Below are 26,220 nucleotides of genomic sequence, written 5' to 3'. Positions count from 1 at the left end.
GAAAGAAGAGTTTATTGACAATTGAATTTTCATTATTTCATCTAAACATCAATAAGTTAACTTTTTTATACACGGCTATTAATAACAGGTATCAACAACTAATTACTTACAACTAAATTCTTCTTTTCTGTTAATTTCCACGGTATTTAACTTTAATATCTTTCTATTAAATATTAAGAAGAATTTTTCTTAATAACGAGGAGGTTTTGTAGATCGTTTTTTTAAGCAGAAACCAAAACATAATACTTATTATTTATCCTATGGTTATTAACAAATCCTATAATTAAACAACACCTTCTTACCCAAACACTTACGCTTTTATAAAATAGTTAGTTGTTAACAAACTTAAAGATCAGGTTTCCCAAAGGTATTTGTAACTTTGTATTAATTGTAAATACCCTTAGTATATGAAAATATCAATTGGTAATGACCACGCCGGCACAGAATATAAACTTGCAATTGTAGGTCTTCTAAAGTCAATGAATATAGAAGTAGTGAATCATGGGACCGATGGTTCAGATAGTGTTGATTATCCGGATTTTATACACCCTGTTGCATCTGACGTAGAAACTAACCGTGCAGATCTGGGAATAATAATTTGTGGAACCGGAAATGGCGCAAGCATGACGGCTAATAAACACCAGGGGGTTAGGGCAGCACTTTGCTGGAACAGGGAAATAGTAGCATTAGCCAGGGAACATAACAATGCAAATATACTAAGTCTTCCTGCCCGTTTTATTTCCCTTTCTCAGGCTTTGGATATGGTGAAGATTTTCCTCAGCACAAATTTCGAAGGGGGAAGACATGAACGCCGAATAGAAAAAATACCCTGTTCTTAAAACAATAATATGGGCCATTCACACTCCCACTCTCATAACCATAAAGATTTAAAAGGAAGAAACCTTTTTATTACAATACTCCTTAATATTTTAATAACCCTGGCCCAGGTCGTGGGAGGAATATTATCCGGAAGTCTCGCTTTATTATCAGACGCACTCCATAATTTCAGCGATGTCCTTTCTCTGATTATAAGCTATGTGGCTAATTTATTAGCAAAAAAGAAAGCTTCTTTAAACAAGACTTTTGGATATAAGAGAGCAGAAATAATAGCAGCTTTTGTGAATTCCTCAACCCTGATCATTGTTTCTATAATCCTGGTGAAAGAGGCTATCGAAAGATTTGTAAATCCTGTTGAAATTGAATCAAACCTGGTTATTTGGTTATCCTTGTTAGGTATAATAGCTAACGGATTTAGTGTTCTTCTAATTAAGAAGGACGCAAAAGCAAATATGAACATGAAATCTGCATACCTTCATTTATTTACAGATATGATGGCGTCTGTTGCGGTTTTAATAGGGGGGCTTTTGATGAAGTTTTATGCACTTTACTGGGTAGATCCTGTTTTAACCATATTAATAGCCCTATACCTTGTTTATATGGGGTATGATTTACTGAAGTCATCTACCAGGGTACTAATGCTTTTTACCCCTAACACAATTGAGGTTGAGCAAATTGTATCAGCAATAACAGAAATACGACCGGTGAAAAATGTACATCATGTACATATCTGGCAACTTAACGAGGATGAGGTACACCTGGAAGCACACATTGATTTTGACGAAGATATTACCTTATCAGAATTTGACAGGATATTGGAAAAAATAGAAGAAGAAGCCTACCATAAATTTGGCATAAACCACTTGAATATACAGCCTGAATTTGGCAAATGCGACAGCAAAAAAGTAATCGTGCAGGATTAACCCATGAATATCAAAATCAAAACCTTTCAAGAACTGAGTAATCTGGAATTATACCGGATTCTTCAGTTGCGGACAGAGGTTTTTGTGGTCGAACAGAATTGTGTATACCAGGATATGGACGGCAAAGACATAAAGGCGCTCCATGTTATAGGCACAAAGGAAAATGAAATAATAGCCTATACCAGAATTTTCAAACCGGGGGATTATATGGACCAGGCAAGCATAGGACGTGTTGTGGTAGAGAAACCCATGAGAGAAGGAGGCTATGGGAAGGAGATTATGCTAGCTTCAATTAAAGCAATTGAGGATAATTTTAAGGAAACCACCATTCACTTGTCAGCACAGACCTATTTGCAGAAATTCTATGAGGAACTTGGTTTTATGGCGACCGGAGAAACTTATCTGGAAGACGATATCCCGCACATATTGATGATAAAAAGGTAATCCGGCATTATTAAATAGTATAAGCTGTTTGTATCAGTAATTATTAGTCAAAAACATTAGAAAGGTGCTTTTCATCGGGCCTTCGGTTTTTGCTCAATAAGCTAACGACAAAATAGGTTATCAGGGCAAACAAAAATGCAGGAATAATCTCGTGCACATCCTCCAGTGCAGGATAGTTGAACCGAAACCCAAAACGCCAGATGATATTTACCAGCATGCCTACAACCATTGAAGAAATGGCACCGAGATCTGTACCCCATTTAAAATAAAGACCTCCAAATATTGCAGGGAAGAAACTCGCTGCAAAAACAGCCCCTGCAAATGCGGTGAGCTCCACGATTCCAGCCATTGGGTATAAAGTAAATATATATACCATCAAACAATAGATACCCATTACCCATTTTGTTCGTGGAATAATTTTAGCAACCGGCATCGGCTTTACAGCATGCCATATATCATTTACAAATGCGGTTCCAATAATAATTATAACAGATGCCAAAGAAGACATGCCGGCAGCGAATAAACCGGCTACACAAATACCGCTAACAAGCCGGTTATCAAACTTGTTTAGCATAAAACCAATCACCTCATCGGTGTTATTTATGAGATAATTTGCTTCCTCAACGGTTGTCATCCCGTGAACCAAAGCACCAAGCCCCATTACGCAAACCAGAGAAACACCTAAAAAAACAGGAGTCCAGATCATGGCGAATTTCATGCTTTTTGCATTATTGATAGAATAAAAACGAATAAGATTTTTTGGTTCCGAAATTTGCTTCATTCCAATAGAGAGGCCTATTCCCAATATATAGAGAAAGGAAACCAGCTTGCCAAAAACAACCAGCCCGTTACCTATTGGCTTGCCAGATTTAGTAAGATGTTCCGTCATGGAAATGCTCTCCATTACATTATCAACCCCACCCAAATAAATAAAAGGAATCATCAACATTAGAATGGCCACACCAAACATAATTATTCCCTGTATGGCATCTGTCCACAAAACACTATACATACCGCCCCAAATGGTATAAACACAGGTAATAAAGATAATTGCAAAAGCGCCGTATTCATATGTAATATCTAAAACAGATGTAAGAACATGGGCACAGCCCTTGGCAATACCTACCATATACCAAATTGTTGCAAACAGGATAATAAACGCAGATAAAACGCGGATGCTTTTAGCCAGGTTGCTTTTATAGCGCAAATGAAAATAATCCGGGATGGTATAAGAATTTAAACGAGCAGTTTGATAACGCATTCTTGGCCCTAAAAGCTGCCAGGAAATTACGCAAAAAAATGTCCATATCAAGCCCATCCATGCCCAGGAAAGACCGTATTCAAATGAAATACCGGCCTGGCCGATATAAGTGTTGGTACTGGCTGAAGTAGAGAAAAAAGCCAGCGAAATAACCCAACCCGGAATTTCCCTTTTCGCCACAAAATACCCTTCAACACCTCGTTTTGCCTTCTTCTTAAAATGCCATCCGATATACAGGCAACCCGCAACATAAATTGAAGTTAGCAGAAGCGTTAAATAATGTTCTCTTATATAATCCATTACTTGGTTTGGATGTCGTCCCCGCTGCGGTCAACTTTAATATCTCTTTTCATTACGAGAACGGCATTTATAATTACCAGTAAAACAATACCTATATAAGGGAACAGACTTAGAAAATCCATATTAAAAAAGTGATTTAAGTTCTTTTTTGGTTACTTTACCCAATACATTTCTCGGGAGCTTCTTCTGAAGGACATATTTTCGGGGTATCTTATAAGCAGGCAATCTGGCCCTGAGCCATTTCGAAATTTCATCAAAGTCCATTGTATTTTTTCCTGACACCAAACAAGCGGCTACCACTTCTCCCCACTCTTCATCTTCCAGGCCAATTACTGCAGAATCATCGATGTCTTTATGCCCCCTCAGGACGTCTTCAATCTCTAGCGCGGAAATTTTATAGCCCCCGGATTTAATTATATCCACACTATCTCGACCTAAAATTTTGTACATCCCATTATGCAACATAGCAATATCGCCTGTTTTAAACCAGCCATCTTTAGTGAAGGCTTCTTTTGTGGCCTCTTCTTTTTGCCAGTATTCCTTAAAAACGCAAGGCCCTTTTATTTGAATTTCTCCGGGCAACTCTTCAGTAACCGGGATGTTGTCCTTATCCACCAGGCGCATTTCAACACCAGGCAGGGGGAGTCCAACATATCCGGGTCTTCTCTCATTCCTGTATGAGTTTGAAAGCCCCATCCCAATTTCGGTCATTCCATAACGCTCCAAAAGGGTATGGCTGGTAATAGACTTCCACTTTTCCAGAACAGGAACAGGTAGCGCGGCAGAGCCCGAAACCATAAGCCTTAACCTAGACGCTGCTTCAGACATTTTAAGCTGCTTCTTTTTATTATCACTTTCCCAATAGTTAATTAATTTATAGTAGATCGTTGGGACAGCCATAAAAAGAGTCATTTTTCCAGATAAAATAGTGTCCCATACGTCTTTTGCCTCGAATTTAGCGTGAAACTCACAACATGCACCACTCCAAAGCGCACAGCTCAAAACGTTTATAATGCCATGAACATGGTGTAAAGGGAGAATATTTAAAATATAGTCTTCTTTTTCCCATTCCCAGGCCTCAACAAGAGTAACAATCTGTGATTTAATAATACCATGAGTGGTTACCACACCTTTGGGCTTATTTGTGGTGCCGCTTGTATACAACATCATAGCCCTTCTATGCAATCCAATGTCCGGTAATGGAGAAGAATTCTTTTTAAAAACTTCTTTTAAAGGAATAATGGACAAATCCGGATTTGCTTTCAGCGGCTGAAGCATTTCCTGAAAATCCTCATGTACCAGTATTACTTTAGAACCGGAATCTTCTATGACATACTCCATAGATGGCAGGGGATGCTGCACACATAATGGGACAGCCATTCCGCCAGCAGCCCATATTCCCCATTGTGCAGCTACATATTCGAAAGATGGAGGCACTAAAAAGGCTATGCTGGCTTCATTTAAATCTGGCAATTTGTTTAACAGGTTTGCGGCAACAACCGATGATCTATCCAGCAATTGCGCATAGGAATAGGTGTTTTCGTTAGAAACAATTGCAGCCCTGTCTTTATGTAATTTTGCCTTTTGAAATAGTTCAATCATGCTCTTGGAAATCACAAGGAATCAAAGTATCCGGGAAAATAGCAATAAAATTTTTAAAAGTGAACTGTTTCCCCTGTTCTAAACGACTTATCCGCTGCAAGAACTATTTTTAAGCTGTTAACCGCATCTGATAAATGATTGCTCAGGTCTAGATCATTTTGAATAGATTTTAAGAAATACTCCTGTTCCAGAAGGCATAAGCCATCATGATCGGGCTCATCTTCTGTATTGATTATTTTGTCCTTCTTCATAAATTTACCGTTCGAATCCAATTCACTGAAATGTAAAATTAAACCTCCGGTTTTGGTATGTCCTTCAATATCATCTGAATCTCCCTTTTTTTCGTCCACAATTGAAACGCAGCCGCCCGGACCAATAACATCCTTTACGAAAAATGCAGTTTCACTGATCATAGGGCCCCAGCCAGCTTCATACCAACCAACAGAACCATCATCAAAACGAACCTGCAGCTGTCCGTAATTATACATATCAGAACTTATTTCGTCTGTTAGCCGGGCACCGATGGCACTTACACTTAGGGGTTTTGCTCCGGTCATTAAACACATAATATCAACATAATGCACTCCGCAATCAACAATTGGTGACATAGATTCCATTAGTTGTTTGTGTGTATACCACTGGCCTTCAGAGCTTTGTTGATTAAGGTTCATGCGCATAACCAGGGGCTTTCCAAGGGATTGTGCTGTTTCCACGAATTTGGTCCACGCAGGGTGAACCCTCAGGATATAGCCAACCATCAATTTTTTATTTTTTGATTTAGCCAAAGCAACAAGTTTTTCGGCTTCCTCAACCGTTAGGGCTATAGGTTTTTCAACAAACACATGTGCCCCGGCCTCAAGACTCTCTCTTACATAAGCTGCATGGGTATCAGGATAAGTGCTTATTGCCACTGCATGAGGCCTGGTAGCAGACAGGGCCTTCGAAAAATCATCAAATTTAGGCAGACCACCGAGTTCATCAGAAAGTCGCTCCCGGCTTTGCGGCGTTCTGCTTACTAAACCAACAATTTCAAACCCCGGTAGTTTGTTGTATGCGCGGGCGTGGCTTGTTCCCATATTTCCACAACCCACAACCAGAATTTTTATTTTTTCCATATAGAGTTCTTTTTATGCAAAGGCTCAAAGACAGCCATTATTCCCAAAGTTTAAAAATAGCATACTTTTTATATATTTGATTACAAGACACTTAATAAATATAAAAAGGAAACCTTACCAGGGCATGACTGAAAATTATATCTATAGATTATCCGCAATCATATTTTTGATCTTTTTAGGTGCCTGTACAGACCGAAATACCACTTCAAACCCTACTCATCCCGAACAGCCTCCCCCAAATATTGTTTTTTTTATAGCAGACGACTGGTCTTATCCTCATGCAGGGGTTTATGGAGATGAAACCGTTAGAACGCCGACATTTGATTTCCTCGCTAAAGAAGGAGCCCTTTTTAATAATGCATTTTGCGCCTCACCTTCCTGTTCGCCTTCAAGAGCAAGCATTCTAACCAGCCGATATCCACACCAGTTGGAAAGCGCAGGTAACCTATGGTCTGTTTTCCCAAAAAAATTTCCAAATTGGGTATCTATTTTAGAATCCAATGGCTACCATACAGGCAAAAGCAGAAAAGGATGGGGCCCCGGAGATTATGAGGCGGGTGGATACACCAATAATCCAGCAGGCAAGGATTACCCCGATTTCAGAACATTTCTGGACTCAAGAGATCAGGGACAACCTTTTTTTTACTGGTTTGGGAGCATAGACCCACATCGGGATTATGAAACCAATACAGGAATTAAAACAGGAATGGATCCGGCTTCGGTAGAGGTGCCCGCTTTTTTACCGGACACCCCATGTGTACGCAATGATATGCTGGATTATTATTTTGAGGTTGAACGTTTTGATCGCGAATATGGCAATATCATGCGCATATTAAGAACCCGGGGTTTATTGGAGAACACCATACTTGTAATGACAAGCGATAATGGCATGCCATTTCCAAGAGCCAAAGCAAATTTATATGATTATGGCACCCGCATGCCTCTTGCTATTTACTGGACATCCCACATTAAACAAAATTCGACAATAAACGACTTTGTAAACTTTGTTGATTTTGGACCAACATTTTTAGAAGCTGCGGGGATATCTGTACCGGATGAATTTGAAGGAAAAAGTCTTATAAGCCTTTTGAATAACAGCAAAATGAACGACAGCAATGAGCGAAACCATGTTTTTTTAGAAAGAGAACGCCATGCTAATGTCCGCAAAGGAAACTTAAGCTACCCTTCCAGGGCTATAAGGACCGGGGAATACTTATACATCAGGAATTTTGAGCATGAAAGATGGCCAGCCGGGGATTCTTTGGTTCATCAGTCTGTGGGACAGTATGGCGATGTAGATAATTCCATTTCCAAGTTTTTGATCCTGGCCAACAGGGATGACCCCGAGGGTCAACAGCTGCATAAACTTGCTTTTGACAAGCGCCCGGAGGAAGAATTGTATATTTTGGCTAACGACCCCTATAATGTAAAAAATGTGGCCGCTAACAAAAAGTATGGCCGTCTAAAGGACTCCTTGCGCACGGAGCTGACGAATTGGATGAATACTACGGGAGACCTCAGAGCTACACAGCCCAAGACCACTTATTGGGATGAAGTATTGTACACTCCGGATTATCAGAGACAAAACTTTAATCTGGATGAAGAGATTAAAAATTATTCGATGCTTTTAAATAACGGGTCAGATTTTGAAAAATCAGGGTGTTATATACCTGAAAATGAATAAGTTAATCGAGTGAAAACGCCACAATCTGATTCCCTTTCTCTGTTCCTAATTTTTCACCACCGCAGGCTATAGCAATGTACTGTTTACCATTTACCTGATACATAGCCGGCGTCGCAAAAGCAGCAGCGGGCAACTCATATTCCCATAATATTTTTCCAGTATGCTTATCGAACACCCTGAAGTAACCATCTTTGGTGGCGCCTATAAACAGCAGGCCATTTTCTGTTACAACGGCCCCTCCATAATTTTCTGTTCCGGTTCCCGGATATCCCTGTTCCTTCAAATGTGGAGTTTCTCCGAAAGGAACAGACCAAATATAGTCGCCTGAATTTAGATCAATAGCATGGAGTGTACCCCAGGGCGGTGAAATGGCCGGAAGGCCATCGCTTGCCAAAAATTTGTTATAGCCCATATGCTTATAGGGAATGTCTTCCGATTCGGGAAGGCCGGAACCCACCTCTTTTTTAGCTTCCTCATCCAAAAGGAAACTGATAAGGCCTTCCTGCTCGGATGTTGTTAACTGCGGAAACCCCGTCATCATGCCTTTTCCCCGCTTAATTTGATTTAGCAATTCTTCTTCGCTTAATTTATCGCCAATATTTATCAGGGAGGGAAATCCGCTGGCAACTACTCCTCTCCTGTTATTCTGATGGCAAACTGCGCAGTACTTTTTATAAACACTTTCTCCGTAGGAGGCGCCCTTTTGGCCTGCATTATTTTCTTCCATCTGCATTATCCAGGCCATCTCGTTGGAATTAACATACAGAATACCGTCTTCGGGATCAGCCGCCGCACCACCCCATTCAGCCGCACCATCATATCCTGGTAAAAGCAAAACCGGATCGAGGCCCGGAGGGGCATAAATACGCTTGTCGGCAGCAGTTAACATCGCTTTTAGCTCTTCTTTGTTTTCCGCATAAGGACTAATATCATTTTCTGTCAATTCTGAGGACTGGCGGGCAAAAGGCTTAGGTTTAACGGGAAAAGGCTGTGTTTCCCATGCCTTCTCCCCTTTAAGGCCCGAGGCAGGCACAGGAACTTCTTTAATGTCAAACAAAGGCTCCCCGGTTTCTCTGTGAAATACATATACATATCCTTGCTTTGTTACCTGAGCCACTGCCGGTATTTTTTTGCCATTCCTTGTAATGGTAATTAAATTTGGAGGTGCGGGAGGGTCCCTATCCCAAATGTCATGATGTGTGAATTGAAAATGCCATAATCGCCGTCCTGTTTCAGCTTCCAGGGCCAACAGGCAATTTGCAAATAAATTACTCCCTTTTCGTATGCCGCCGTAAAAATCAGGAGCTGCAGAACCCGTGGGAACGTATATAATACCACGGTCTTCATCAACCGCCATCCCGGCCCAATTATTTGCGGCCCCCACCAACTCGTTTTTCTCCTCCCAGGTGTCAGCACCTTCCGCTCCGGACTCAGGAATAGTATGGAACACCCATTCGAGCTTGCCCGTTATAACGTTAAAAGCCATAATATTTCCAGGCGCTGCCCCTGCACTTTCAGAAACCCTCAGCGGCATAACTATAAGGTCCTCAAATATAGTCCCCGGGGTATTGGATATTACAAATTTATCTTTTGCTGTCTCCGGCATTCCAACATGCAGGTCAACTTTTCCATTTACGCCAAAATCCATGACAGGTTCTCCGGTTATAGCGTTCAGAGCAAATAATTCAGGCCCTTTTGTAAAAAGAATGCGCTTATCTTCCCCTTGCTCCCAATAGGAAACACCGCGGCTGGTAGAATGCCATATCTGCAAAGAGTCACCATACCGCCAGATTTCTTTTCCTGTCCCGGCATGCAGAGCAACCACCCTGAGAGCGGCGGTAACCCCATATAAAATGGTGTCTACAACTATAGGGTTCATTTGCATCTGTCCATAATCCGGCGCCTCGTATTGCCAGGCAACTTTAAGACTACCTGCATTTTCTTTTGTAATTTGGGAAAGTACGGAATAATGATTTCTATCGGGGCCTCCTAAATAAGAAGACCAGGTAGTATATTTTGTTTTCTCCTTTTTTGGCCCTTCCGAATATTTACAACCGGCTACTAAGGCGGAAATTACGAAGAGAATACAACAGAACCGGGAATTCCTGAAAATCATTGTTTTAAAATTTATGATTGCTAAAAGTATCAAAAGAATCTAATAATAGCCAGATTCTTTGGTACTAACCAAATGCAAACCTCTCAAAAATGCGTATGTAATATTTCTTTCACCGATCCGTAGTAAGTCTTTCCAAACAGGTTGAGGTGCACCAGCAAATAATATAGTTGATATATAGCCATTCGGTTAGCTTCTCCCTGACGGGAAGGATTAATCTCATAATATGCATTGTAGAAGGGAGCCCCGAAACCGCCAAATAGTTTCGACATAGACAAATCTATTTCACTATCTCCAAAATACACAGCCGGATCTATGAGGTACGGAACGCCGGATTCATTGACAATAAAATTACCATTCCATAAATCGCCATGCAACAAAGAAGGTTTAATATCCGGGCAATAGGAATTCATGACATTTTGAAGCCTGTCAATTCCGGGAACATCATCTTTGGTTAATAATTTTTGATTTACAGCCGCCTGAATTTGAGGGCTTAATCTTTCCTCAATATAGAACGAAATCCAACTGTCGTGTTTTTGGTTGGATTGTGACAAATTGCCTATAAAATTTGATTTCCCCCACCCAAAATAATCGGCACTTATCTGATGCATGCCGGCCAATTGAGCCCCAAACACTTCTAATTCATTAGTTCCAGGACGCTTAGGGGGCACATATTCCATTAATAAACAAGCGCCTGCTTCTAAATCCTTAACCGTGTAAATAGCGGGGGTTTTTATGGTTTTTGTAGCGGCAATAGCCTCCAGTCCTTCTGCTTCTGCAACGAACATGGCTTTTGCAGTTGGAGCGCTATTTAGTTTGCAAAAAATGGTATCGGACGTTGTATGGAGCAAATAGGCTTTGGAAATATCACCTCCGAAAACAGGCGTAACATTTTTTATTTTAGTTCCAAGGATAGTGCCAATGGCGTCTTTAGCCCCTGCTTTCATTTTTATGAATTAATAAGGCGCATATATAAGCATTATTATTTATAGAGTTTACTATAATATTCATCGGCCATTCTTCGGCTTGTAAAGGCGGGCACTACGCCATCAATTGCCTTAAAGACCATTTCCTGCCATTTCTCAGGATTTTCATAAAACACAGGAAGAACCTGCTGTTCCAGGGCATCGTAAAGATTATCACTGTCGAATTTATCCTGTTCCCATGCCGGGGATTTAAAATCGGCTTCCGGAAGAACAAATGAATTCTTGCCATTTTTTGCGAATTCAGGAATCCACCCATCGTTAATCGTTAAGTTTACAGAGCCATTCATGGCGGCGGTCATCCCACTGGTACCAGATGCTTCCCTGGTAATTCTGGGTGTATTCAACCAAACATCCGAACCTGTTTTTAGTTTTCTGGAAAGCTCCATTTCATATCCGATCAGCACCGCCATATTAGCTCTGTATTTGGTAAAGTTAACCAGGTGATTAAACATGTCTATGGAATAATAATCCGTAGGATAAGGTTTTCCTGCCCAAATAATCTGAATCGGGTATTTTGAAGAGGAAGCAAGTTTTTCAAAACGTTCAATATCATATAATAAAAGGTCCGCCCTTTTATACTGAGCAAATCTTCTTGCCCATACAATGGTAAGGACATTGGGGTCAAAAAGTTTCCCGGTCTGATCTAACACCACATCGAAAAGCTGGGATTTTAATTCGAGTTTCCGCCTTTTAAACGCTTTGGCATTCAGGCTTTTCCATGCCCTTGCAAGGGTACTATCCTGCCAAAAACCCTGGTTTTGCGAATTCGTAATAGGGATGATTTTAGTTGTTCCGGAAAAACTATTCCACATACTATTAGCCACTACTGCGTGAAGTTTGGAAACAGCATTTGCCTTTTTGGCCATTCTAAGAGCGGCTACCGTATAATTTAGCATATCATCATTGACCACTTCTTTATTTAACTCCTCCTCGGTAAGTGTTCTCCCAAAAAAGCCACAGCTATTCAACAGCTGCCCGTTTCGCTCCATATTACCCGCTTTTTCAGGGGTATGCGTAGTAAAAAACATTTGATTTCTGGTAATTCCCAAACTGCGCAGGTAATAAAAGGCCGGCAGCGCATGTCCTTCGTTTAAATGATATATGTCTGCCCCTCCCAATTCCTGAACTACCTTTGCCCCGCCAATGCCAAGAACAATGTTTTGCGAGATACGCGTTAGTGTATTATTATCATATAAATGGTCGGTAATTGTCTTTGATAAATGATCATTTCCGGGAACATCTGTGGTAAGCAGATAGATAGGCACAGACCCAAAAATTTCTGGTTTTAAAACATAGGCCCGCACTTTAACAGCTGGGTTATCATGAATTTTTACCTCTACCTGGATTCCGGAATCTTCGAGAAAACTGTAATGTTTTTCAATAAAATGGGTTTGCAGGGTCTGGTCCGTGTTTCGGCCCTGATCATAGTATCCATATTTCCACAGCATTCCTATGCCGATCATATTTTGCTTTAATTCCTTTGCAGAAATCATATGGGAACCTGCAAGAAACCCCAGGCCCCCGGAATAAATTTTAAGGGCCTGATGAATCCCAAATTCCATGCTGAAATAGGCTGATCTCTTTTGGTATTTTGTATCTGCTTTATAGGGGTGATACCATGTATTGTATTTACTTGCCATGAAAAGGTGTTTTTTAAGAAGCCACTAATTTAAAATAATAGTTAGGAATCGGGAGTGAAAGCATCTTTTTTTTAAAATGGAGGCAGTAACTATTCCAGGTCTTTAGGGTAACGGCCAATAGCAGTCCACCCGCCATCTACCACCAGGGTTTGGCCATTGATATGCGCAGCCCCGTCAGAAAGCAAAAAAAGACAGGTTTCTGCCATGTCAATTGGTTTACCAACAACGCCCGAGGGGATTAGCTTTCCCCAGGTTCCTGCATAGTCTGGCTCTTCTTCCTTCGTGCGCTCTGTAAGGGTTGCCCCGGGAGCAATGGCATTTACGGTTATTTGATAAGGCGCAAGTGCCAGCACCAGGCTTTTGGCCATCATTTGAAGCGCAGCTTTGGTCATGGAATAGGCAGTCAAATCGGGATATCCTTTGATCCCCGTTATGGAAGACATTAAAACAACACGACCTCCACGACCTTGTGTTTTCATAATTTCACCGGTTTTTTGCACCAGAAAGAAAGCCCCTTTTAAGTTAAGCCCAATTACCTTATCGAATTCCTCGGGTTTAAACCTGAAGAAATCACCAAATAACGTAATCCCGGCATTGGGGATCACAAAATCTATTCCCTTATACTGCGTTAAGGTAAACAGTACCAGTTTTTCTATAACCTCAATGTCCGCAGCATCCCCAATAAACACAGAACATTTATCGGGAAATTTTTTTTCCAAACGCACCAATGCTTCTTCCGCCATTTTTTCATCAACGTCATTCAAAACTAGACGCGCCCCATTTTCGAGCAACAATTCGGCTATGGCATATCCTATGCCCATTCCGGCTCCTGTAATAATTGCTACCTTATCCTTTATTCCATCGTAGATCATAGATTGCCCTTAAAACTATTTACCTTAAAACCTCCAATCCCGGTTTTATAACAAAAAAGACCTCCACTGTAAGGATATAACCCAAGGCTATCTTCCGACATGCCGCTCCGCGCGGTTGTTATATATAATGTTTTAAGGTCCTTCCCTCCAAAACAGCAGGAAGTAACATGCGGCGCTTCAACTTCAATTTTTTCCAGAACCTCAGCTGTATCCGGGTTCCATCTCCTCACACATCCGCCTCCCCAATGAGCAATCCACAGCATTCCTTCCCGATCTATTGTCATACCATCCGCACCGCCATAGGCCCCGGGGATTTTGAAGACTGGTTTTCTATTTGAAATTTCTGCCTTAACAACGTCAAAATCATATTGCCAAACCTCATAAACCGCTGTATCAATATAATAAAATTTAGTCTTATCCGGAGACCAGGCCATCCCATTTGAGATGCTTGTGTTTTTAATTTGAAGTGTCTCCCGTAATTCATGGTCTACTTTAAAAAGGTTCCCATATCCGGGCTTTAGGTTTTTGTGCATAGTGCCTATCCAAAGGTTGCCATTGGGATCACATTTACCGTCGTTAAACCTCAAATCGGGATCAGAATTTTCCAGAACGGGGAGGCGCCTGAGTTCCTTTGTTTTATAATTAAAAGCGGCAATACCGCTTTCCAATGCCAGGATCAATGTCTCCTTTCCGGAGGGAAGCACAGCTCCGACCATCTCTTCCATGTACCATTTGGAATTCTCTTTGGTTTTATCATAGTGACAATGAAGCACCCCGGCTTCTATATCAACCCAAAATAATTGCCCGGACTCGTGATCCCAAAAAGGGCCTTCTCCAAGAGTTGCTTTTGCATCATAAACGAGCTTGGCTTTCCGCACCCTCATACAGATTTAAATCATTTTTTGTTTTTGCGTTCCGAGCCCTTCAATGCTTAATTCAACCAAATCTCCTTTAGCAAGGTAAGAAGGCGGATTCAGGCCTATGCCGACCCCGGCAGGGGTGCCGGTTGAAATTAAATCGCCCGCCTCAAGAAGCATAAATTGCGACAGGTAATAGACAATAAAAGCAGGTCTGAAAATCATGAAAGAAGTACTGCCATTTTGCCTTAATTCCCCGTTTACAGACAGCGTCATTTTAAGATCATTGAGATCCCCTAATTCATCAGGGGTTGCCAGGAAAGGGCCGACGGGGCTAAACCCCGGGCATGATTTTCCTTTTATCCACTGCCCGCCTTTTTCCAGTTGAAAAGTCCGCTCAGACAAATCATTTATAACGCAGTATCCCGCAATGGCTTCTGCAGCTTCTGCCTCATTTTTAAGGTAAAGCACATCTTTATTCAGAACCACCCCGAGCTCTACTTCATAATCTGTTTTGGTAGAATTTTTAGGAATAGGCACCTCATCATAAGGCCCACTCAGGGTATTGGTTGCTTTTCCAAAAATTATAGGCTCTTCAGGAATTTCCATATTAGATTCTGCAGCATGTTCTGAATAGTTCAGGCCAATACACATGATCATTCCCGGCCTGCCAATACACGCAGCATGCCTTGTAGAACCCGAAACTTCCTTTAATTGGGCAGCATTGGATTCGAGGTATTTCTCAAGTCTTTTTAATCCGTTATTTTGAAAAAAATCCCGATCCCAATCCCGGAATTCTTCTGAGCAGTCTAATCTTTTACCCTGATAAAGGACACCGGGTTTTTCATTGTCTTTTTCACCAAAGCGTATTAGTTTCATAGTTGGCTGAATTTAAATTGCGGTCAATTATCAATTAATTTAGTGGTACTTCCTGAGGCGATCAGGACATAATTCGGAAACCAGCCAAACGTCCTTTTACGCTTTTATAAATATAGTAAATAAGACCAGTACAGGCGAATTACTTTTCTTTTCTAGAATGTATCCATCCAAAACAAGTAAACAATAAAAGTGGTAACCCTCCTAATTTAAGATAGACCGGTACTTTGCATTGTCTTCCATTAAACCGGCAGCAGTCAATATAGCTTCATCATTCTTTAGATAGTACTGATAAAGGCCTTCGCGGTAGAAATAACGCTTAATAATTTCATCCTGCAGATTGATCTGAATTTCCTTTTGATATGTCTCAAGGGCATTGAGTTTGCGGGCATTAATTTCTGCCAGCAGGGTTTTATAACTATCCAGGATGTCTGCACCATAGATGGCCTTGTCATCACCTGTAATTGCTTCTTTTAAAGCCTTTTCTGTGCCGGTTTCGAAATTAAAATTGCTTTGAGACACGTATTTTTTAAAATCTTCAAAATCCGACCTGCCAAAGCTAAAGTCCTCAATACTGCCGGCACTATTTTGATAGTAATAGCTGGTGGCGAAATCAAAAACAACATTATTGGTTAAAAGCGCCCTGGTAAGGGCGTTGGTTTTTAAGGCTGCAATCTCAATATCCGGCATAACCCCGCCGCCATCTTCAACTTTTCTGCCGTTTCTTGTCTTAAATTCATTAAACCTTGTCGTTTTTACAGCCTTGCCCTCTTCATCTCTGTTCCAATAATCCAAGGATTGAATACAGCGTCCTGAAGGCGTATAATATCTGGATATGGTAACTTTTAACTGGGTTCCATAAGTAAGTCGCAAAGGCCTTTGAACCAGTCCCTTGCCAAAACTTCGAGCTCCAATTATTACGGCACGATCCAAATCCTGCAGGCTTCCCGAAACAATTTCACTGGCCGAGGCACTTCCGCCATTTACCAGGACGACAAGCGGGATGTCTTCATCCACCGGTTGGTTATTTGTTTTGTACTCACGGTTGAACTTTTTTACTTTGGATTTAGTAGTTACAATCAATTCGCCCTTGGGCACAAATAGATTTGTAACATTAATTGCCTCAGATAAGAGCCCCCCGGGATTGCTCCTCAGGTCTAAAATAATTTTTTGCGCCCCTTTTCCTTTCAAATCCCGAAGCGCGTCCCTGGTTTGGGAAGAGGCCTTTGCATTAAACCTGGAAAGTACTATATAACCGGTATTTTCATCCACCATGCTGTAAAATGGAACCGCATCAACTTCTATGGCTTCCCTTTCAATTACAGTTGTATTGGTTTTACCTTGCCTTTTGTAGGTTACTTCAACAGAAGTGTTGTTGGCGCCTTTTAATAATTCGCTGGCATCATCTTTAAAATCAGCGATAGAGATATCCCCAATTTTAATAATTTCATCACCGGCTTTTAAGCCCGCCTTATCTGCCGGATAGCCTTTATAGGGCTCTATGATAACAAGTTTGCTGTCATAAGAACGAACCACAGAACCGATACCGGAATATTCACCGGCGTTATTTATTTTATATGCCTCAACATCCTGCTCATTCAGAAACTTGGTATATGGGTCAAGATCATCCAGCATATTTTTTATGGCGGTATCCATAAGTTCTGCAGGATTGGTCTCATCTACATAATTCATATTCAGTTCTTTGAACAGGGTAGTAAAAATTTCTATCTGCTTGGCAATTTCAAAAAAATCACTTTTAAAACTGCTTCCAACTACCAGCATCACCACCGCCAATGCCGGGAGCAGTACTTTTTTACTTAACAGGGTCTTCATTAGATATTTTAATTAAAAATTGTTTTAGAATTACCTTCATATGCCTTTCTACATCCTCGTATCGGGGCATTTCCTTTCCAAGGTATAAAAATAGAAACGCAAAGCTTCCCTCGATGTTGTTAAAATTTTTTTCTTTATTTAACCTGTAGTTTTCCCGCAAAAGCCGCTTTATGCGATTTCGTTTAACGGCACTTTTAAAATTTCTACTGGATACAGCAACGCCACATTGAATTTTAACCTCAGCAGGGCTATGCACAGGCAAATATATGAGCTTCAATGGATAGCTTGTAATAGATTTGCCTTCTTCAAAAAGCCTCCTAATGAGAATCTCACGTTTTAACCTTTCTTTTTTTGGAAATTTTGAAGACATAACGCCGCTAAATTAAACAATAAAAACTACGTCCCGTGGCTATGACAAATATCATATTTATCCCTGGGTTAGGATTTTATCTTGCATTGAATTATATTTCAAGGCTATACACCTAAACACCATTGATTATGGGGGAACTTAATGTAAAAAAGCTCACCAGGAACGAAGACAAAGTCGGATATATTGATCAATTGCTTACTGATATTGAAGCACTTGAGTTTATGCTTGAAAACGGAATGTTTAAAAAAAGGCCTGTGCGCATTGGGGCGGAACAGGAATTCTGTCTTGTCGAAGAAAACTGGGAGCCTACAAATAAAGCAGATAAAGTCCTCAAAGACATCAATGACCCGCATTTTACTTCTGAATTAACGCTTTATAACCTGGAGATTAATCTGGACCCTCTTGTTTTAAATGATTTGTGTTTTTCTGAGCTACACAAACAATTAAATGAATTGCTCGAAAAAGCCAAATCAAGCGCAGCTAAATACAAGACCAAGGTTCTGCTTACGGGAATATTGCCTACCGTAGACACAAAGTATTTGGAAACGGCTTATATGACTCCGCTAGACCGGTACCATGTTTTAAACGAAGCGATCAAAGATATCAGGAAAGAAGATATAGAGCTCCATATAAAAGGGGTAGACGAGGTAAACCTTCACCACAATACCATACTGTATGAGGGCTGTAATACCAGTTTCCAGTCACACCTTCAGATTGACGCGGATGATTTTGCTGACACTTATAATTGGGCACAGGCAATTGCCGGACCAATACTTTCCATAGCCGCAAATTCTCCTTTGTTGTTGGGCCAGGAACTATGGGAAGAGACACGTATTGCTTTATTTACCCAAAGCGTTGACACAAGGGCAAGTACCTTCATACTGAATGAAAAGGAATCCAGAGTTGGTTTTGGAAATGACTGGGTCTCGGGATCTATAGCCGATTTTTACAAGGATGCGGTAATAAGGTTCAGAAGCCTTATAACAACAGACTTTGAGACAGATAGCATGTCATTGCTCAAGAGCGGGCAAACTCCAAAATTGAGGGCACTTGCACTGCACAATGGTACTATTTATAAATGGAACAGGCTTTGTTATGGCGTAACGGACAATGTACCGCATGTGAGAATTGAGAATAGATATATGCCATCAGGGCCAACTACCGATGATGAAATTGCAAATATGATGTTATGGGTAGGGGTGATGATGGGACGCCCAAAAGCGTTTGAAAATATTCATAAAAAAATGAACTTTAAAGACGCAAAAGGAAACTTTTTTAATGCGGCCAGATATGGGATGGCCGCACAGTTTCATTGGGACGGAAAACTGTTAAGCAGTCACAAAGTATTGCTGGACCATTTTCTGCCAATGGCTTACAGAGGACTTTACAGCATGGGTGTGGCGCCAAGAGATGCAGAACATTATTTATCTATCATTGAAAACAGGATTCGTTCAAATAATGGTTCCAGGTGGATGGTTAAATCATTCCGAAAACTTAAAGAAAGCTATAAAACACCGGACGCCCTTAAGATATTAGTAGCCACCATGTATGAACGGCAGGAAAAACACTATACGGTAGATGTCTGGCAATTGCCAAGGGGAGATGAATATTTGATCCCCGAAGATGCACTTAAGGTAAAAGACCGCATGAACAGGAAAACTCTGACTGCACAGGAAAATGATAGCGCAGAATTAGTTTTAAAAATGATGCTTTGGAAAAATATTCACCATGCCCCTATTTTAGATCAAAATCTTGATCTAAGCGGGTTGCTGACCTGGACAGATGTAAAAAATTATGTGGAGAACCCTGCTAAACTAAAAAGCAGTATAGGCACACTAATGACCAGGGATTTGATTACCGTAACTTCTGAAACACCATTGAAAGAAGCCGAGGAACTTATGAGTGCTAACAAGATTAATTGCCTGCCCGTGGTAGAGGGGAAAAAATTAATTGGAATTATTACGACCAACGATTTATGATACATGGCTAAAATCGAAACGAAGTTCATTGAAAAAAAGAAAAACGAAAGAATAATAGGCCAGATTTCGGGTAAGGAAAAAGGCCCCACATTAGTATTATTTGGGGGAATACATGGAAACGAACCCTCGGGAGTTGAAGCTCTTGAGCATGTATTTGAGAAATTGAAAGGCAGCGACCTGAAAATAAGGGGCTCCATTTTCGGAATCAAAGGAAATATCCCCGCACTGATTGAAAAAAAACGTTTTTTAGATAATGACCTGAATAGAATCTGGACACATTCGGGAATAGATGCTATTGGACGAAGAAACCGGAAGGAGCGCTCAGTCGAGGAAAATGAACTTACTACGATTCATCAGCTGATTACAGAAATATTCGAAACACAGTCTCCTCCTTATTACTTTATTGATTTTCATACTACCTCCAGCCCAACATTACCATTTATTACGATAAATGATGCCTTAATAAACCGGGAATTCGCCCGCTTATTTCCCGTTCCGGTAATACTTGGGATAGAAGAATATCTGGAAGGGCCGATGTTAAGTTATATCAATGAAAAAGGATACGTTGCCGTAGGGTTTGAATCCGGGCAGCACTTTACGGAAGATGCGGTAACCAACACAATTTCATTTATTTGGCTGTCCCTGATATACTCCGGTATTATTGATAAAGAACAAATACCAGACTACAAGAAGCACCACAAGGAACTGAGCGCAGCAGCAAAGGGGAATACTATATTTTATGAGATAATCCACAGACACCGTATTACGGACTCTGATAACTTTAAGATGTTTCCGGGCTTCAGCAGCTTTGATAAATTACCGAAGGGCATTGCCATGGCCAATCATAATGGAGAAAAGATAACGGCATATAAAGACACTATAGTGTTCATGCCACTCTATCAGGTTCAGGGTGAAGAAGGATTTTTTCTTATACGCCGGATACCTCAATGGATCTTATCTTTTTCGGCTTTTTTACGAAGAATCAAATTTGACTCTTTTCTGGCATCACTTCCCGGTATTTCCTGGTCCAATTCCTCAAGGGAAAAACTCATGGTAAATTTAAAGGTTGCCAGGTTTTTCAGCAAACCGTTTTTCCACCTGTTGGGCTACAGAAACAGAATGGTTGACCAAACACATCTGATATTGTATAACCGCGAGCGGGCTGCCAAAAATGAAATGTACAAAGACGCTTTTTGGTATAATAATTAATGGACTCTTTTTATAGAGTTTCTTCGAAGACGGATAAGGCTTCCGCAATTACTCAGAAGCCTGCCATATATTGTTTTCAAGGTTAATATCAGCCATTAGCTGAGAAGGGTCAATTACTGCTGCTTTGACAGAGCTGACAGGTTTATCAATAATAAATTCAAAGGAAGGATAAGCCCAGGGCCAATCTTGCAAAACTGTCCTCCCGATATTTGGATAAGGATTATCTTTTTCGCCTCGCATAATTCGCAAAGGCGTATAGAAAGTTTCCCTTGTTCCATCTTCGTAAACCAGAAGGATATCAATTGGCATTGGCATTAGCCCAATTCTTTCAAGAACTATCCTGGTTTTATTGCCTTCTGCCTGTACTTCTTTAATTCCGTAGTCAATTGTATTTGTGGTTCCGGTCCAATCAGTAAGATACCAGTCTAATTGTATTCCGGAAACCTTTTCGGCTGTTCTTTTAATATCATTGGGGATTGGATGTTTAAATTTAAAATCAGCATAATAGGACCGGAGTGATTCCATCAACTTATCCTGCCCGATGACATAACCCAATTGAGACAAAAATATAGAACCTTTGTTATAAGCGGAAATACCATATGCCGCATTGAGATTATATCTGTCGGCATGGGTAGTCTGTGGCTGTTCCTTTCCGGATTGCGCCAAGGAAATATAGCTGTTATACGAACTTTCAAATGGATTGTCTTTCTGCTGATTCATCACTTCGTTCATACATAAACTTGAAATGAATTGTGTAAAGCCTTCATCCATCCAGGCATGCTTTAATTCATTGGTTGCCAACACATGCTGAAACCAGGAGTGTGCCAATTCGTGAACCGTCACACCCACAAGGCTTTCAAATTTTCGTTCTCCTGTAATGAGCGTACTCATGGCATATTCCATTCCACCATCTCCACCTTGTATGACGGAATACTGCTCATAGGGGTATGGCCCAATATTTTCATTGAAAAAGGTCATTGCCTCTGCAGTCTTGGGCTGCAATTTTTTCCAGTTTTCCAGAATTTCCGGGTTATTCTTATAAAAGAAATGCAGGGTCGGACCGTTTTCCATTTTTAAGGAATCATGAATATATTCCGGGTCGGCCGCCCACATAAAATCGTGTACCCTGGGAGCTTTAAAGTGCCAGGTAAGCGTTTTGCCCCCGGCTTTTTTGATTTTGCTGCCCGGAGCTTCATAGCCATGCCCGATTTCCTGCGGGTTTTGCAGGTAACCACTGCCACCAACAATATAATTCTTGTCCAGGGTTAGCTTAACATCAAAATCGCTCCAAACCCCATGAAACTCCCTTCCAATGTAGGGGTCTGCATGCCAACCTTCAAAATCATACTCGGCCAGCTTGGGATACCATTGGCTCATGGACAACGCAACACCTTCAGAATTATTTCTGCCAGAACGCCTTATCTGCAATGGCACCTGCCCGCTGAAATTCATCTCAAAGGTGCTTTTACCTCCCGAGGGAATTGGATTGGCCAGCTGCACTTCCAAAACGGTACCTTCAAGGTTGAAAGAAACATCTTTGCCGTCCTGTTTCAGGGAAGAAGCCCTCAGATAGCCAATCTCATCAGGCGCAAGACCGGCAATCCTGCTTTTGTCGTCTTCAGTCATCCTCCTGTCAGGATCCTTGATATTTTGCAGTCTGATATCCATTTCGCTACCCGGTTGAAAAGCATTGAAGTACATATGAAAATACACACGCCTCAAATCATCTGGTGAATTGTTTGAATAAACAAGGCGCTGCGTGCCGGTATACTGATACTTTTCAACATCAAAATCCACCTCCATTTTGTAATCCGCATGCTGCTGCCAGTACGAATGATTTGTTTGGGCATTTAGCCCCACCAAAAAGGCAGACAAAAGAAAAATCAATTTAGGCAATAGGCTCTTTAAATACATTTAGTAAATTATAAGATTTATAAACTTTTAGACATGTTACTTGCCATTATCAGGGCATTGTATGCGTTCACTATTTTTCCCGATTTAGTTACGTCATTAAAGGGCTTTGATTTTTCTGTATCCCCTGATAAAATAACGGAAGTATTGGAACTAAGTCCGGAATCCATAAGGATACGCTTTACATCCGAAGCCGAAAGTTTCGGGTAATAAGATCTGATAAGTGCTGCAATTCCTGATACCATTGGCGCCGCCATTGAGGTACCATTCTGAAACTCGTATTCGTTTTCCGGCATGGTTGAATAGATCTTCTCGCCCGGAGCGAATATATCCACGTTCATTTTTCCGTAGTTTGAAAATGAAGCTACCATTTCTGAACCGTATTTGCCATTTAGAGCCCCTATTGTGATGACGTTATCTGCTATTTCACTACTGTTAGCATCAATCTGATCATTTGGGTAGTTTGGATTCTCAGGGTTATCTAAATCCAGACCATCGTTTCCTGCTGCATGCACGATGAGCACATCATTGGCAGCAGCATATTTTATGGCATCGAAGACCCAATCAGAATCCAGAGAAAAGGATTTTCCAAAACTGGCATTGATAATTTGAGCGCCATTGTCAACGGCATAACGGATGCCAAGGGCAATATCTTTGTCGTACTCATCGCCGTTTGGCACCGCGCGGATACTCATTATTTGCACATTGTTGGCTACCCCTTTTATGCCGAGCCCGTTGTCTCGTTCGGCCGCAATAATTCCGGCAACATGGGTGCCATGACTTTCATCCTTTACCCTGTTTTTTGGATTTCCGTTACCATAACCCAAATCCATGAGATCATACGGATCGTCACCAACTATTTTCCTGCCGTCAAAATCCACATTAAAATGGTAATCCAAACGTTCTGTAAAATACGTAACACCTTCGTTCAGATGTTTCAGAACAGCCGGGATAGTATCATCAATGCTATACATCTGCTTTAGCACAGCAACATGTTGAAGAAGGGCCTGATCTTCTGTCTGAATAGCCGTTACATCTTCTTTAGAATACGCATCTTTTCCCAAATGCTCTTTTACAGCTGCATCTGACGCCTTTACGGAACTTAGAATTTGCTCATAGCGCAGTTTGTTTTGTGTGTTTGTTGAAATTTCTTCCTGCAGCTTCGTCTTAGCTTTTTCCTGAATGGCTGCATCACCCAACTTAAACTTAACGATTCGTGTATACTCCAGTTGCTCATTATAGGCTTCGCCTAAAAAATTATAGCCGTGAATGTCATCAATGTAACCATTCTTATCATCGTCTATTCCATTTCCGGGACGCTCACCTTTATTGGTCCAGAGTACATCATCAAGATCTTCATGATCCAGGTCAATCCCCGAATCCAGAACGGCCACAATAACAGTTTTGCCTTTTTTATTTTTTATAATTTCGTCATAAGCTTTATTTAAGCTGATCCCCGGAATTGTATCCGAAATTAAATCTGCGTGCCCCCAGGATTCGCTCTCTTCTTCTGTGAGTTCTGCAATCTTGAGCGGAACGGTATCAATTTTTTCAATTGGGGTTAATACCAGGGCCGTACTGCCGCAGCCCGCAAGTAAAACCATAATGAGACCCCCATAAAAAGCCGATTTTAAATTTTTAAAAGTCATATCTATCTATATTTAGTAATGTATTTTTGAATAATAATTTCCCGGCGACAAGGCTTCAAATGTTTCAATACAACCCCTGTCTGCCATAGTAACGTAGCAATTAAGTCCTTTCTCCCCCCCAAAAGCAATGTTTGACGGCTTCTTACCTTTTAAAACCACTTCTTCCAGGATTTTTCCTTCCGGAGAAACAATAGCTACAGTTCCTTTGTCGTAGCGGGTAAGATAAAGATTTCCCTGAGTATCACAGCGCATTCCATCCAGTCCAAAATCCGGAAAAGAGATAAATTTCTTTTTATTATTAAGGCTTCCGTTTTCCCGGATATCATATTTCCAGACTACTCTTTGTACAGATTCATTAACATAGAGGGTCTTATTGTCGGGACTTACTTCTATGCCATTGGTGGTACCCATGCCCTCTTCCAATAATAGAATCTCCCTTTCCGGGGTAACCATCCAAAGCTTGCCTGTGCTTTCAGCCCAATTAGGGTCGCTGAGGTAAAGTATGCCTCCCGGCCCTACAGCAAGGTCATTTGGTTGATTCATGGTAGAATCCATTGCCCAAACTTCAGGGGTTAGTGAACCTTTTTTTATTCTGTAGACTTTATGGCCCAGATAATCTGCAACAAACATATTTCCATCAAGATCAAAACGTATGCCATTTCCTATGCTACCTTCCGGTAAACTAATAAAAACCTCACCTTCCCCTGTATCGCTTACCTTGCCAATGGTTCCTTCCCTTTCAAAATTTACCGCAAAAAGCTCTCCCGCTGCATTCACGGCAGGCCCTTCAATTCCGGCTGTAAAACCGAATTCTGAAGTAAAGTCTTCACTAAATCGTTGTTCTTCTCCACATCCGAAAAATGCAGAAAAAAATAACAGACCAATAAACATATTAAGTATAAACCTCATTAAATGTATATGTTTTATCGAGCCTTATGCCTTTTTCGGTATGTTTTACGGTGCATATTTCATTATGTGCATCGTGCTCCATGAATAAATAAAAATTGGTGTCAGCAGCTCTTTTCATAAAGGCTGCTTTTTCAGAAAGGGTTATTAAGGGCCTTGTATCATAACCCATAATATACGGAACCGGAATATGGCCTGCCGTTGGCAATAAATCGGCCATAAACACCAAAGTCCTGCCGTTATAAGTAATATGGGGAAGCATCTGTTTGTCTGTATGGCCATCGACCAGCAAAATACCAAATCCCAATTCTGATTTGGCTATATAGGGACCGCTGCTGATGTCGATAAATTTTAGCTGGCCGCTTTCTTCCATTGGGAGTAGATTTTCCTTCAGAAAAGAAGCTTTTTCCCTTAGGTTTGGATTAGTGGCCCATTCCCAGTGGTCTTTATTGGTCCAGTAACCGGCATTTTTAAAAGCGGGCTCATAACCCGTATGCTCTTCGTTCCATTGCACGCTTCCGCCACAATGATCAAAATGCAGGTGAGTCATAAAAACGTCTGTAATATCGTCGCGGTGAAAACCTATCTTTTTGAGCGAAGCATCGATGGAATAATTTCCCCACCGGTAATAATAACCAAAGAATTTCTCACTTTGTTTATCCCCCATGCCGGTATCGATAAGGATAAGCCTGTTGCCATCCTCAATAAGAAGGCTCCTGGCCGCAATATCTATCATATTATTACTGTCTGCCGGGTTGGTTCTGTTCCAAAGTGATTTAGGCACAACACCAAACATTGCGCCCCCATCCAATTTAAAATTTCCGGTTTCAATGGGATATAAGTTCATCCATGT

Annotated in this window: 22 protein-coding genes; 6 read left to right on the top strand and 16 right to left on the bottom strand. The window is 41.0% G+C overall.

Translation table 11 applies throughout. The features are described 5' to 3' along the window. Window positions 1–407: 407 nt before the first annotated feature. Genes rpiB through G504_RS0114195 form a run of 3 tightly spaced genes read left to right on the top strand, consistent with a single transcriptional unit; the run spans window position 408 to window position 2,204 of the window. Window positions 408–839 (top strand): ribose 5-phosphate isomerase B, encoded by a 432-nt coding sequence (gene rpiB, locus G504_RS0114205; protein ID WP_019670860.1) that lies wholly within the window; start codon window positions 408–410, stop codon window positions 837–839. Between the two features lie 9 nt (window positions 840–848). After that, the gene (locus tag G504_RS0114200; protein ID WP_019670859.1) at window positions 849–1,760 is read left to right on the top strand and encodes a cation diffusion facilitator family transporter; all 912 of its coding nucleotides are present in this window, start codon (window positions 849–851) and stop codon (window positions 1,758–1,760) included. A 3-nt stretch (window positions 1,761–1,763) separates the two neighbouring features. Next, complete coding sequence (locus G504_RS0114195) at window positions 1,764–2,204, top strand: GNAT family N-acetyltransferase (protein WP_019670858.1); 441 nt, start codon at window positions 1,764–1,766, stop codon at window positions 2,202–2,204. A 43-nt stretch (window positions 2,205–2,247) separates the two neighbouring features. Here G504_RS0114195 and G504_RS0114190 read toward each other — a convergent pair whose 3' ends face one another. Genes G504_RS0114190 through G504_RS0114175 form a run of 4 tightly spaced genes read right to left on the bottom strand, consistent with a single transcriptional unit; the run spans window position 2,248 to window position 6,482 of the window. After that, window positions 2,248–3,765 carry a sodium:solute symporter family transporter gene (locus G504_RS0114190; RefSeq protein ID WP_019670857.1) on the bottom strand — a complete coding sequence of 506 codons (1,518 nt, stop codon included), beginning with the start codon at window positions 3,763–3,765 and terminating at the stop codon, window positions 2,248–2,250. Further along, window positions 3,765–3,887, bottom strand: a complete 123-nt coding sequence (locus G504_RS20085; protein WP_019670856.1) for a hypothetical protein — start codon at window positions 3,885–3,887, stop codon at window positions 3,765–3,767. The genes G504_RS0114190 and G504_RS20085 overlap by 1 nt, the downstream gene beginning before the upstream one ends. A 1-nt stretch (window position 3,888) precedes the next feature. Continuing rightward, window positions 3,889–5,367, bottom strand: coding sequence for an acyl-CoA synthetase (locus G504_RS0114180; protein WP_019670855.1), 1,479 nt, complete (start codon window positions 5,365–5,367; stop codon window positions 3,889–3,891). Window positions 5,368–5,420: 53 nt separating this feature from the next. Beyond that, window positions 5,421–6,482 (bottom strand): Gfo/Idh/MocA family protein, encoded by a 1,062-nt coding sequence (locus tag G504_RS0114175; protein ID WP_019670854.1) that lies wholly within the window; start codon window positions 6,480–6,482, stop codon window positions 5,421–5,423. A gap of 124 nt (window positions 6,483–6,606) precedes the next feature. On the opposite strand from G504_RS0114175, the gene G504_RS0114170 reads away from it, so the two are divergent. Continuing rightward, complete coding sequence (locus G504_RS0114170; RefSeq protein WP_157473407.1) at window positions 6,607–8,166, top strand: sulfatase family protein; 1,560 nt, start codon at window positions 6,607–6,609, stop codon at window positions 8,164–8,166. Window position 8,167: 1 nt separating this feature from the next. Here G504_RS0114170 and G504_RS0114165 read toward each other — a convergent pair whose 3' ends face one another. The 8 genes from G504_RS0114165 to rnpA all read right to left on the bottom strand — a co-directional run bounded on the left by G504_RS0114165 (window position 8,168) and on the right by rnpA (window position 17,713). Further along, window positions 8,168–10,282 (bottom strand): outer membrane protein assembly factor BamB family protein, encoded by a 2,115-nt coding sequence (locus G504_RS0114165; RefSeq protein WP_019670852.1) that lies wholly within the window; start codon window positions 10,280–10,282, stop codon window positions 8,168–8,170. A gap of 83 nt (window positions 10,283–10,365) precedes the next feature. Next, a complete protein-coding gene (locus tag G504_RS0114160) occupies window positions 10,366–11,226 on the bottom strand; it encodes a fructosamine kinase family protein (protein ID WP_019670851.1) in 861 nt (286 codons plus the stop codon). A 35-nt stretch (window positions 11,227–11,261) separates the two neighbouring features. Further along, window positions 11,262–12,905, bottom strand: a complete 1,644-nt coding sequence (glgP, locus tag G504_RS0114155; protein ID WP_019670850.1) for an alpha-glucan family phosphorylase — start codon at window positions 12,903–12,905, stop codon at window positions 11,262–11,264. An 89-nt stretch (window positions 12,906–12,994) separates the two neighbouring features. Next, window positions 12,995–13,777 (bottom strand): SDR family NAD(P)-dependent oxidoreductase, encoded by a 783-nt coding sequence (locus G504_RS0114150; RefSeq protein WP_019670849.1) that lies wholly within the window; start codon window positions 13,775–13,777, stop codon window positions 12,995–12,997. After that, window positions 13,774–14,661: an SMP-30/gluconolactonase/LRE family protein gene (locus tag G504_RS0114145; protein WP_019670848.1), complete on the bottom strand. Its 888-nt coding sequence runs from the start codon at window positions 14,659–14,661 to the stop codon at window positions 13,774–13,776. The genes G504_RS0114150 and G504_RS0114145 overlap by 4 nt, the downstream gene beginning before the upstream one ends. A 6-nt stretch (window positions 14,662–14,667) precedes the next feature. Continuing rightward, window positions 14,668–15,513 carry a fumarylacetoacetate hydrolase family protein gene (locus G504_RS0114140; protein WP_019670847.1) on the bottom strand — a complete coding sequence of 282 codons (846 nt, stop codon included), beginning with the start codon at window positions 15,511–15,513 and terminating at the stop codon, window positions 14,668–14,670. A gap of 201 nt (window positions 15,514–15,714) precedes the next feature. Beyond that, complete coding sequence (locus G504_RS0114135) at window positions 15,715–17,343, bottom strand: S41 family peptidase (protein WP_019670846.1); 1,629 nt, start codon at window positions 17,341–17,343, stop codon at window positions 15,715–15,717. After that, window positions 17,324–17,713, bottom strand: coding sequence for a ribonuclease P protein component (gene rnpA / locus G504_RS0114130; RefSeq protein WP_019670845.1), 390 nt, complete (start codon window positions 17,711–17,713; stop codon window positions 17,324–17,326). Before rnpA ends, G504_RS0114135 begins: the two co-directional genes overlap by 20 nt. Before the next feature lie 128 nt (window positions 17,714–17,841). Here rnpA and G504_RS0114125 point away from each other — a divergent pair, with 128 nt between their 5' ends. Then, a complete protein-coding gene (locus G504_RS0114125) occupies window positions 17,842–19,692 on the top strand; it encodes a CBS domain-containing protein (RefSeq protein WP_019670844.1) in 1,851 nt (616 codons plus the stop codon). A gap of 3 nt (window positions 19,693–19,695) precedes the next feature. Next, window positions 19,696–20,901: a succinylglutamate desuccinylase/aspartoacylase family protein gene (locus G504_RS0114120; protein WP_019670843.1), complete on the top strand. Its 1,206-nt coding sequence runs from the start codon at window positions 19,696–19,698 to the stop codon at window positions 20,899–20,901. Between the two features lie 48 nt (window positions 20,902–20,949). Here G504_RS0114120 and G504_RS0114115 read toward each other — a convergent pair whose 3' ends face one another. From G504_RS0114115 to G504_RS0114100, 4 genes are read right to left on the bottom strand one after another with little or no spacing between them, the layout of a single operon-like run. Beyond that, a complete protein-coding gene (locus G504_RS0114115; RefSeq protein ID WP_019670842.1) occupies window positions 20,950–22,815 on the bottom strand; it encodes a M1 family metallopeptidase in 1,866 nt (621 codons plus the stop codon). 17 nt (window positions 22,816–22,832) lie between these two features. Further along, on the bottom strand, window positions 22,833–24,461 hold the full coding sequence (locus G504_RS0114110) for a S8 family peptidase (RefSeq protein WP_019670841.1): 1,629 nt from the start codon (window positions 24,459–24,461) through the stop codon (window positions 22,833–22,835). Window positions 24,462–24,473: 12 nt separating this feature from the next. Beyond that, window positions 24,474–25,370, bottom strand: a complete 897-nt coding sequence (locus tag G504_RS0114105; RefSeq protein ID WP_026348591.1) for an SMP-30/gluconolactonase/LRE family protein — start codon at window positions 25,368–25,370, stop codon at window positions 24,474–24,476. Next, window positions 25,354–26,214 (bottom strand): MBL fold metallo-hydrolase, encoded by an 861-nt coding sequence (locus tag G504_RS0114100; protein WP_019670839.1) that lies wholly within the window; start codon window positions 26,212–26,214, stop codon window positions 25,354–25,356. The genes G504_RS0114105 and G504_RS0114100 overlap by 17 nt, the downstream gene beginning before the upstream one ends. Between the last annotated feature and the right edge of the window lie 6 nt (window positions 26,215–26,220).

The organism is Eudoraea adriatica DSM 19308 (assembly GCF_000382125.1).
GTDB classification, from domain to species: Bacteria; Bacteroidota; Bacteroidia; order Flavobacteriales; family Flavobacteriaceae; genus Eudoraea; species Eudoraea adriatica.
The sequence above is the reverse complement of the archived record's forward strand: the minus strand, read 5'-3'. Positions and strand labels throughout refer to the sequence as shown.

Bases quoted from the DNA above. Each gene is read 5' to 3' on its own strand.
- G504_RS20085 (WP_019670856.1), bottom strand. From the start codon at position 3,887: ATGGATTTTCTAAGTCTGTTCCCTTATATAGGTATTGTTTTACTGGTA.
- G504_RS0114110 (WP_019670841.1), bottom strand. From the start codon at position 24,461: ATGACTTTTAAAAATTTAAAATCGGCTTTTTATGGGGGTCTCATTATG.
- G504_RS0114120 (WP_019670843.1), top strand. From the start codon at position 19,696: ATGGCTAAAATCGAAACGAAGTTCATTGAAAAAAAGAAAAACGAAAGA.
- G504_RS0114100 (WP_019670839.1), bottom strand. From the start codon at position 26,214: ATGAACTTATATCCCATTGAAACCGGAAATTTTAAATTGGATGGGGGC.
- G504_RS0114115 (WP_019670842.1), bottom strand. From the start codon at position 22,815: ATGTATTTAAAGAGCCTATTGCCTAAATTGATTTTTCTTTTGTCTGCC.
- G504_RS0114170 (WP_157473407.1), top strand. From the start codon at position 6,607: ATGACTGAAAATTATATCTATAGATTATCCGCAATCATATTTTTGATC.
- rpiB (WP_019670860.1), top strand. From the start codon at position 408: ATGAAAATATCAATTGGTAATGACCACGCCGGCACAGAATATAAACTT.
- G504_RS0114140 (WP_019670847.1), bottom strand. From the start codon at position 15,513: ATGAAACTAATACGCTTTGGTGAAAAAGACAATGAAAAACCCGGTGTC.
- G504_RS0114105 (WP_026348591.1), bottom strand. From the start codon at position 25,370: ATGAGGTTTATACTTAATATGTTTATTGGTCTGTTATTTTTTTCTGCA.
- G504_RS0114195 (WP_019670858.1), top strand. From the start codon at position 1,764: ATGAATATCAAAATCAAAACCTTTCAAGAACTGAGTAATCTGGAATTA.
- G504_RS0114150 (WP_019670849.1), bottom strand. From the start codon at position 13,777: ATGATCTACGATGGAATAAAGGATAAGGTAGCAATTATTACAGGAGCC.
- G504_RS0114190 (WP_019670857.1), bottom strand. From the start codon at position 3,765: ATGGATTATATAAGAGAACATTATTTAACGCTTCTGCTAACTTCAATT.
- G504_RS0114175 (WP_019670854.1), bottom strand. From the start codon at position 6,482: ATGGAAAAAATAAAAATTCTGGTTGTGGGTTGTGGAAATATGGGAACA.
- G504_RS0114165 (WP_019670852.1), bottom strand. From the start codon at position 10,282: ATGATTTTCAGGAATTCCCGGTTCTGTTGTATTCTCTTCGTAATTTCC.
- glgP (WP_019670850.1), bottom strand. From the start codon at position 12,905: ATGGCAAGTAAATACAATACATGGTATCACCCCTATAAAGCAGATACA.
- G504_RS0114125 (WP_019670844.1), top strand. From the start codon at position 17,842: ATGGGGGAACTTAATGTAAAAAAGCTCACCAGGAACGAAGACAAAGTC.
- G504_RS0114200 (WP_019670859.1), top strand. From the start codon at position 849: ATGGGCCATTCACACTCCCACTCTCATAACCATAAAGATTTAAAAGGA.
- G504_RS0114135 (WP_019670846.1), bottom strand. From the start codon at position 17,343: ATGAAGACCCTGTTAAGTAAAAAAGTACTGCTCCCGGCATTGGCGGTG.
- rnpA (WP_019670845.1), bottom strand. From the start codon at position 17,713: ATGTCTTCAAAATTTCCAAAAAAAGAAAGGTTAAAACGTGAGATTCTC.
- G504_RS0114180 (WP_019670855.1), bottom strand. From the start codon at position 5,367: ATGATTGAACTATTTCAAAAGGCAAAATTACATAAAGACAGGGCTGCA.
- G504_RS0114145 (WP_019670848.1), bottom strand. From the start codon at position 14,661: ATGAGGGTGCGGAAAGCCAAGCTCGTTTATGATGCAAAAGCAACTCTT.
- G504_RS0114160 (WP_019670851.1), bottom strand. From the start codon at position 11,226: ATGAAAGCAGGGGCTAAAGACGCCATTGGCACTATCCTTGGAACTAAA.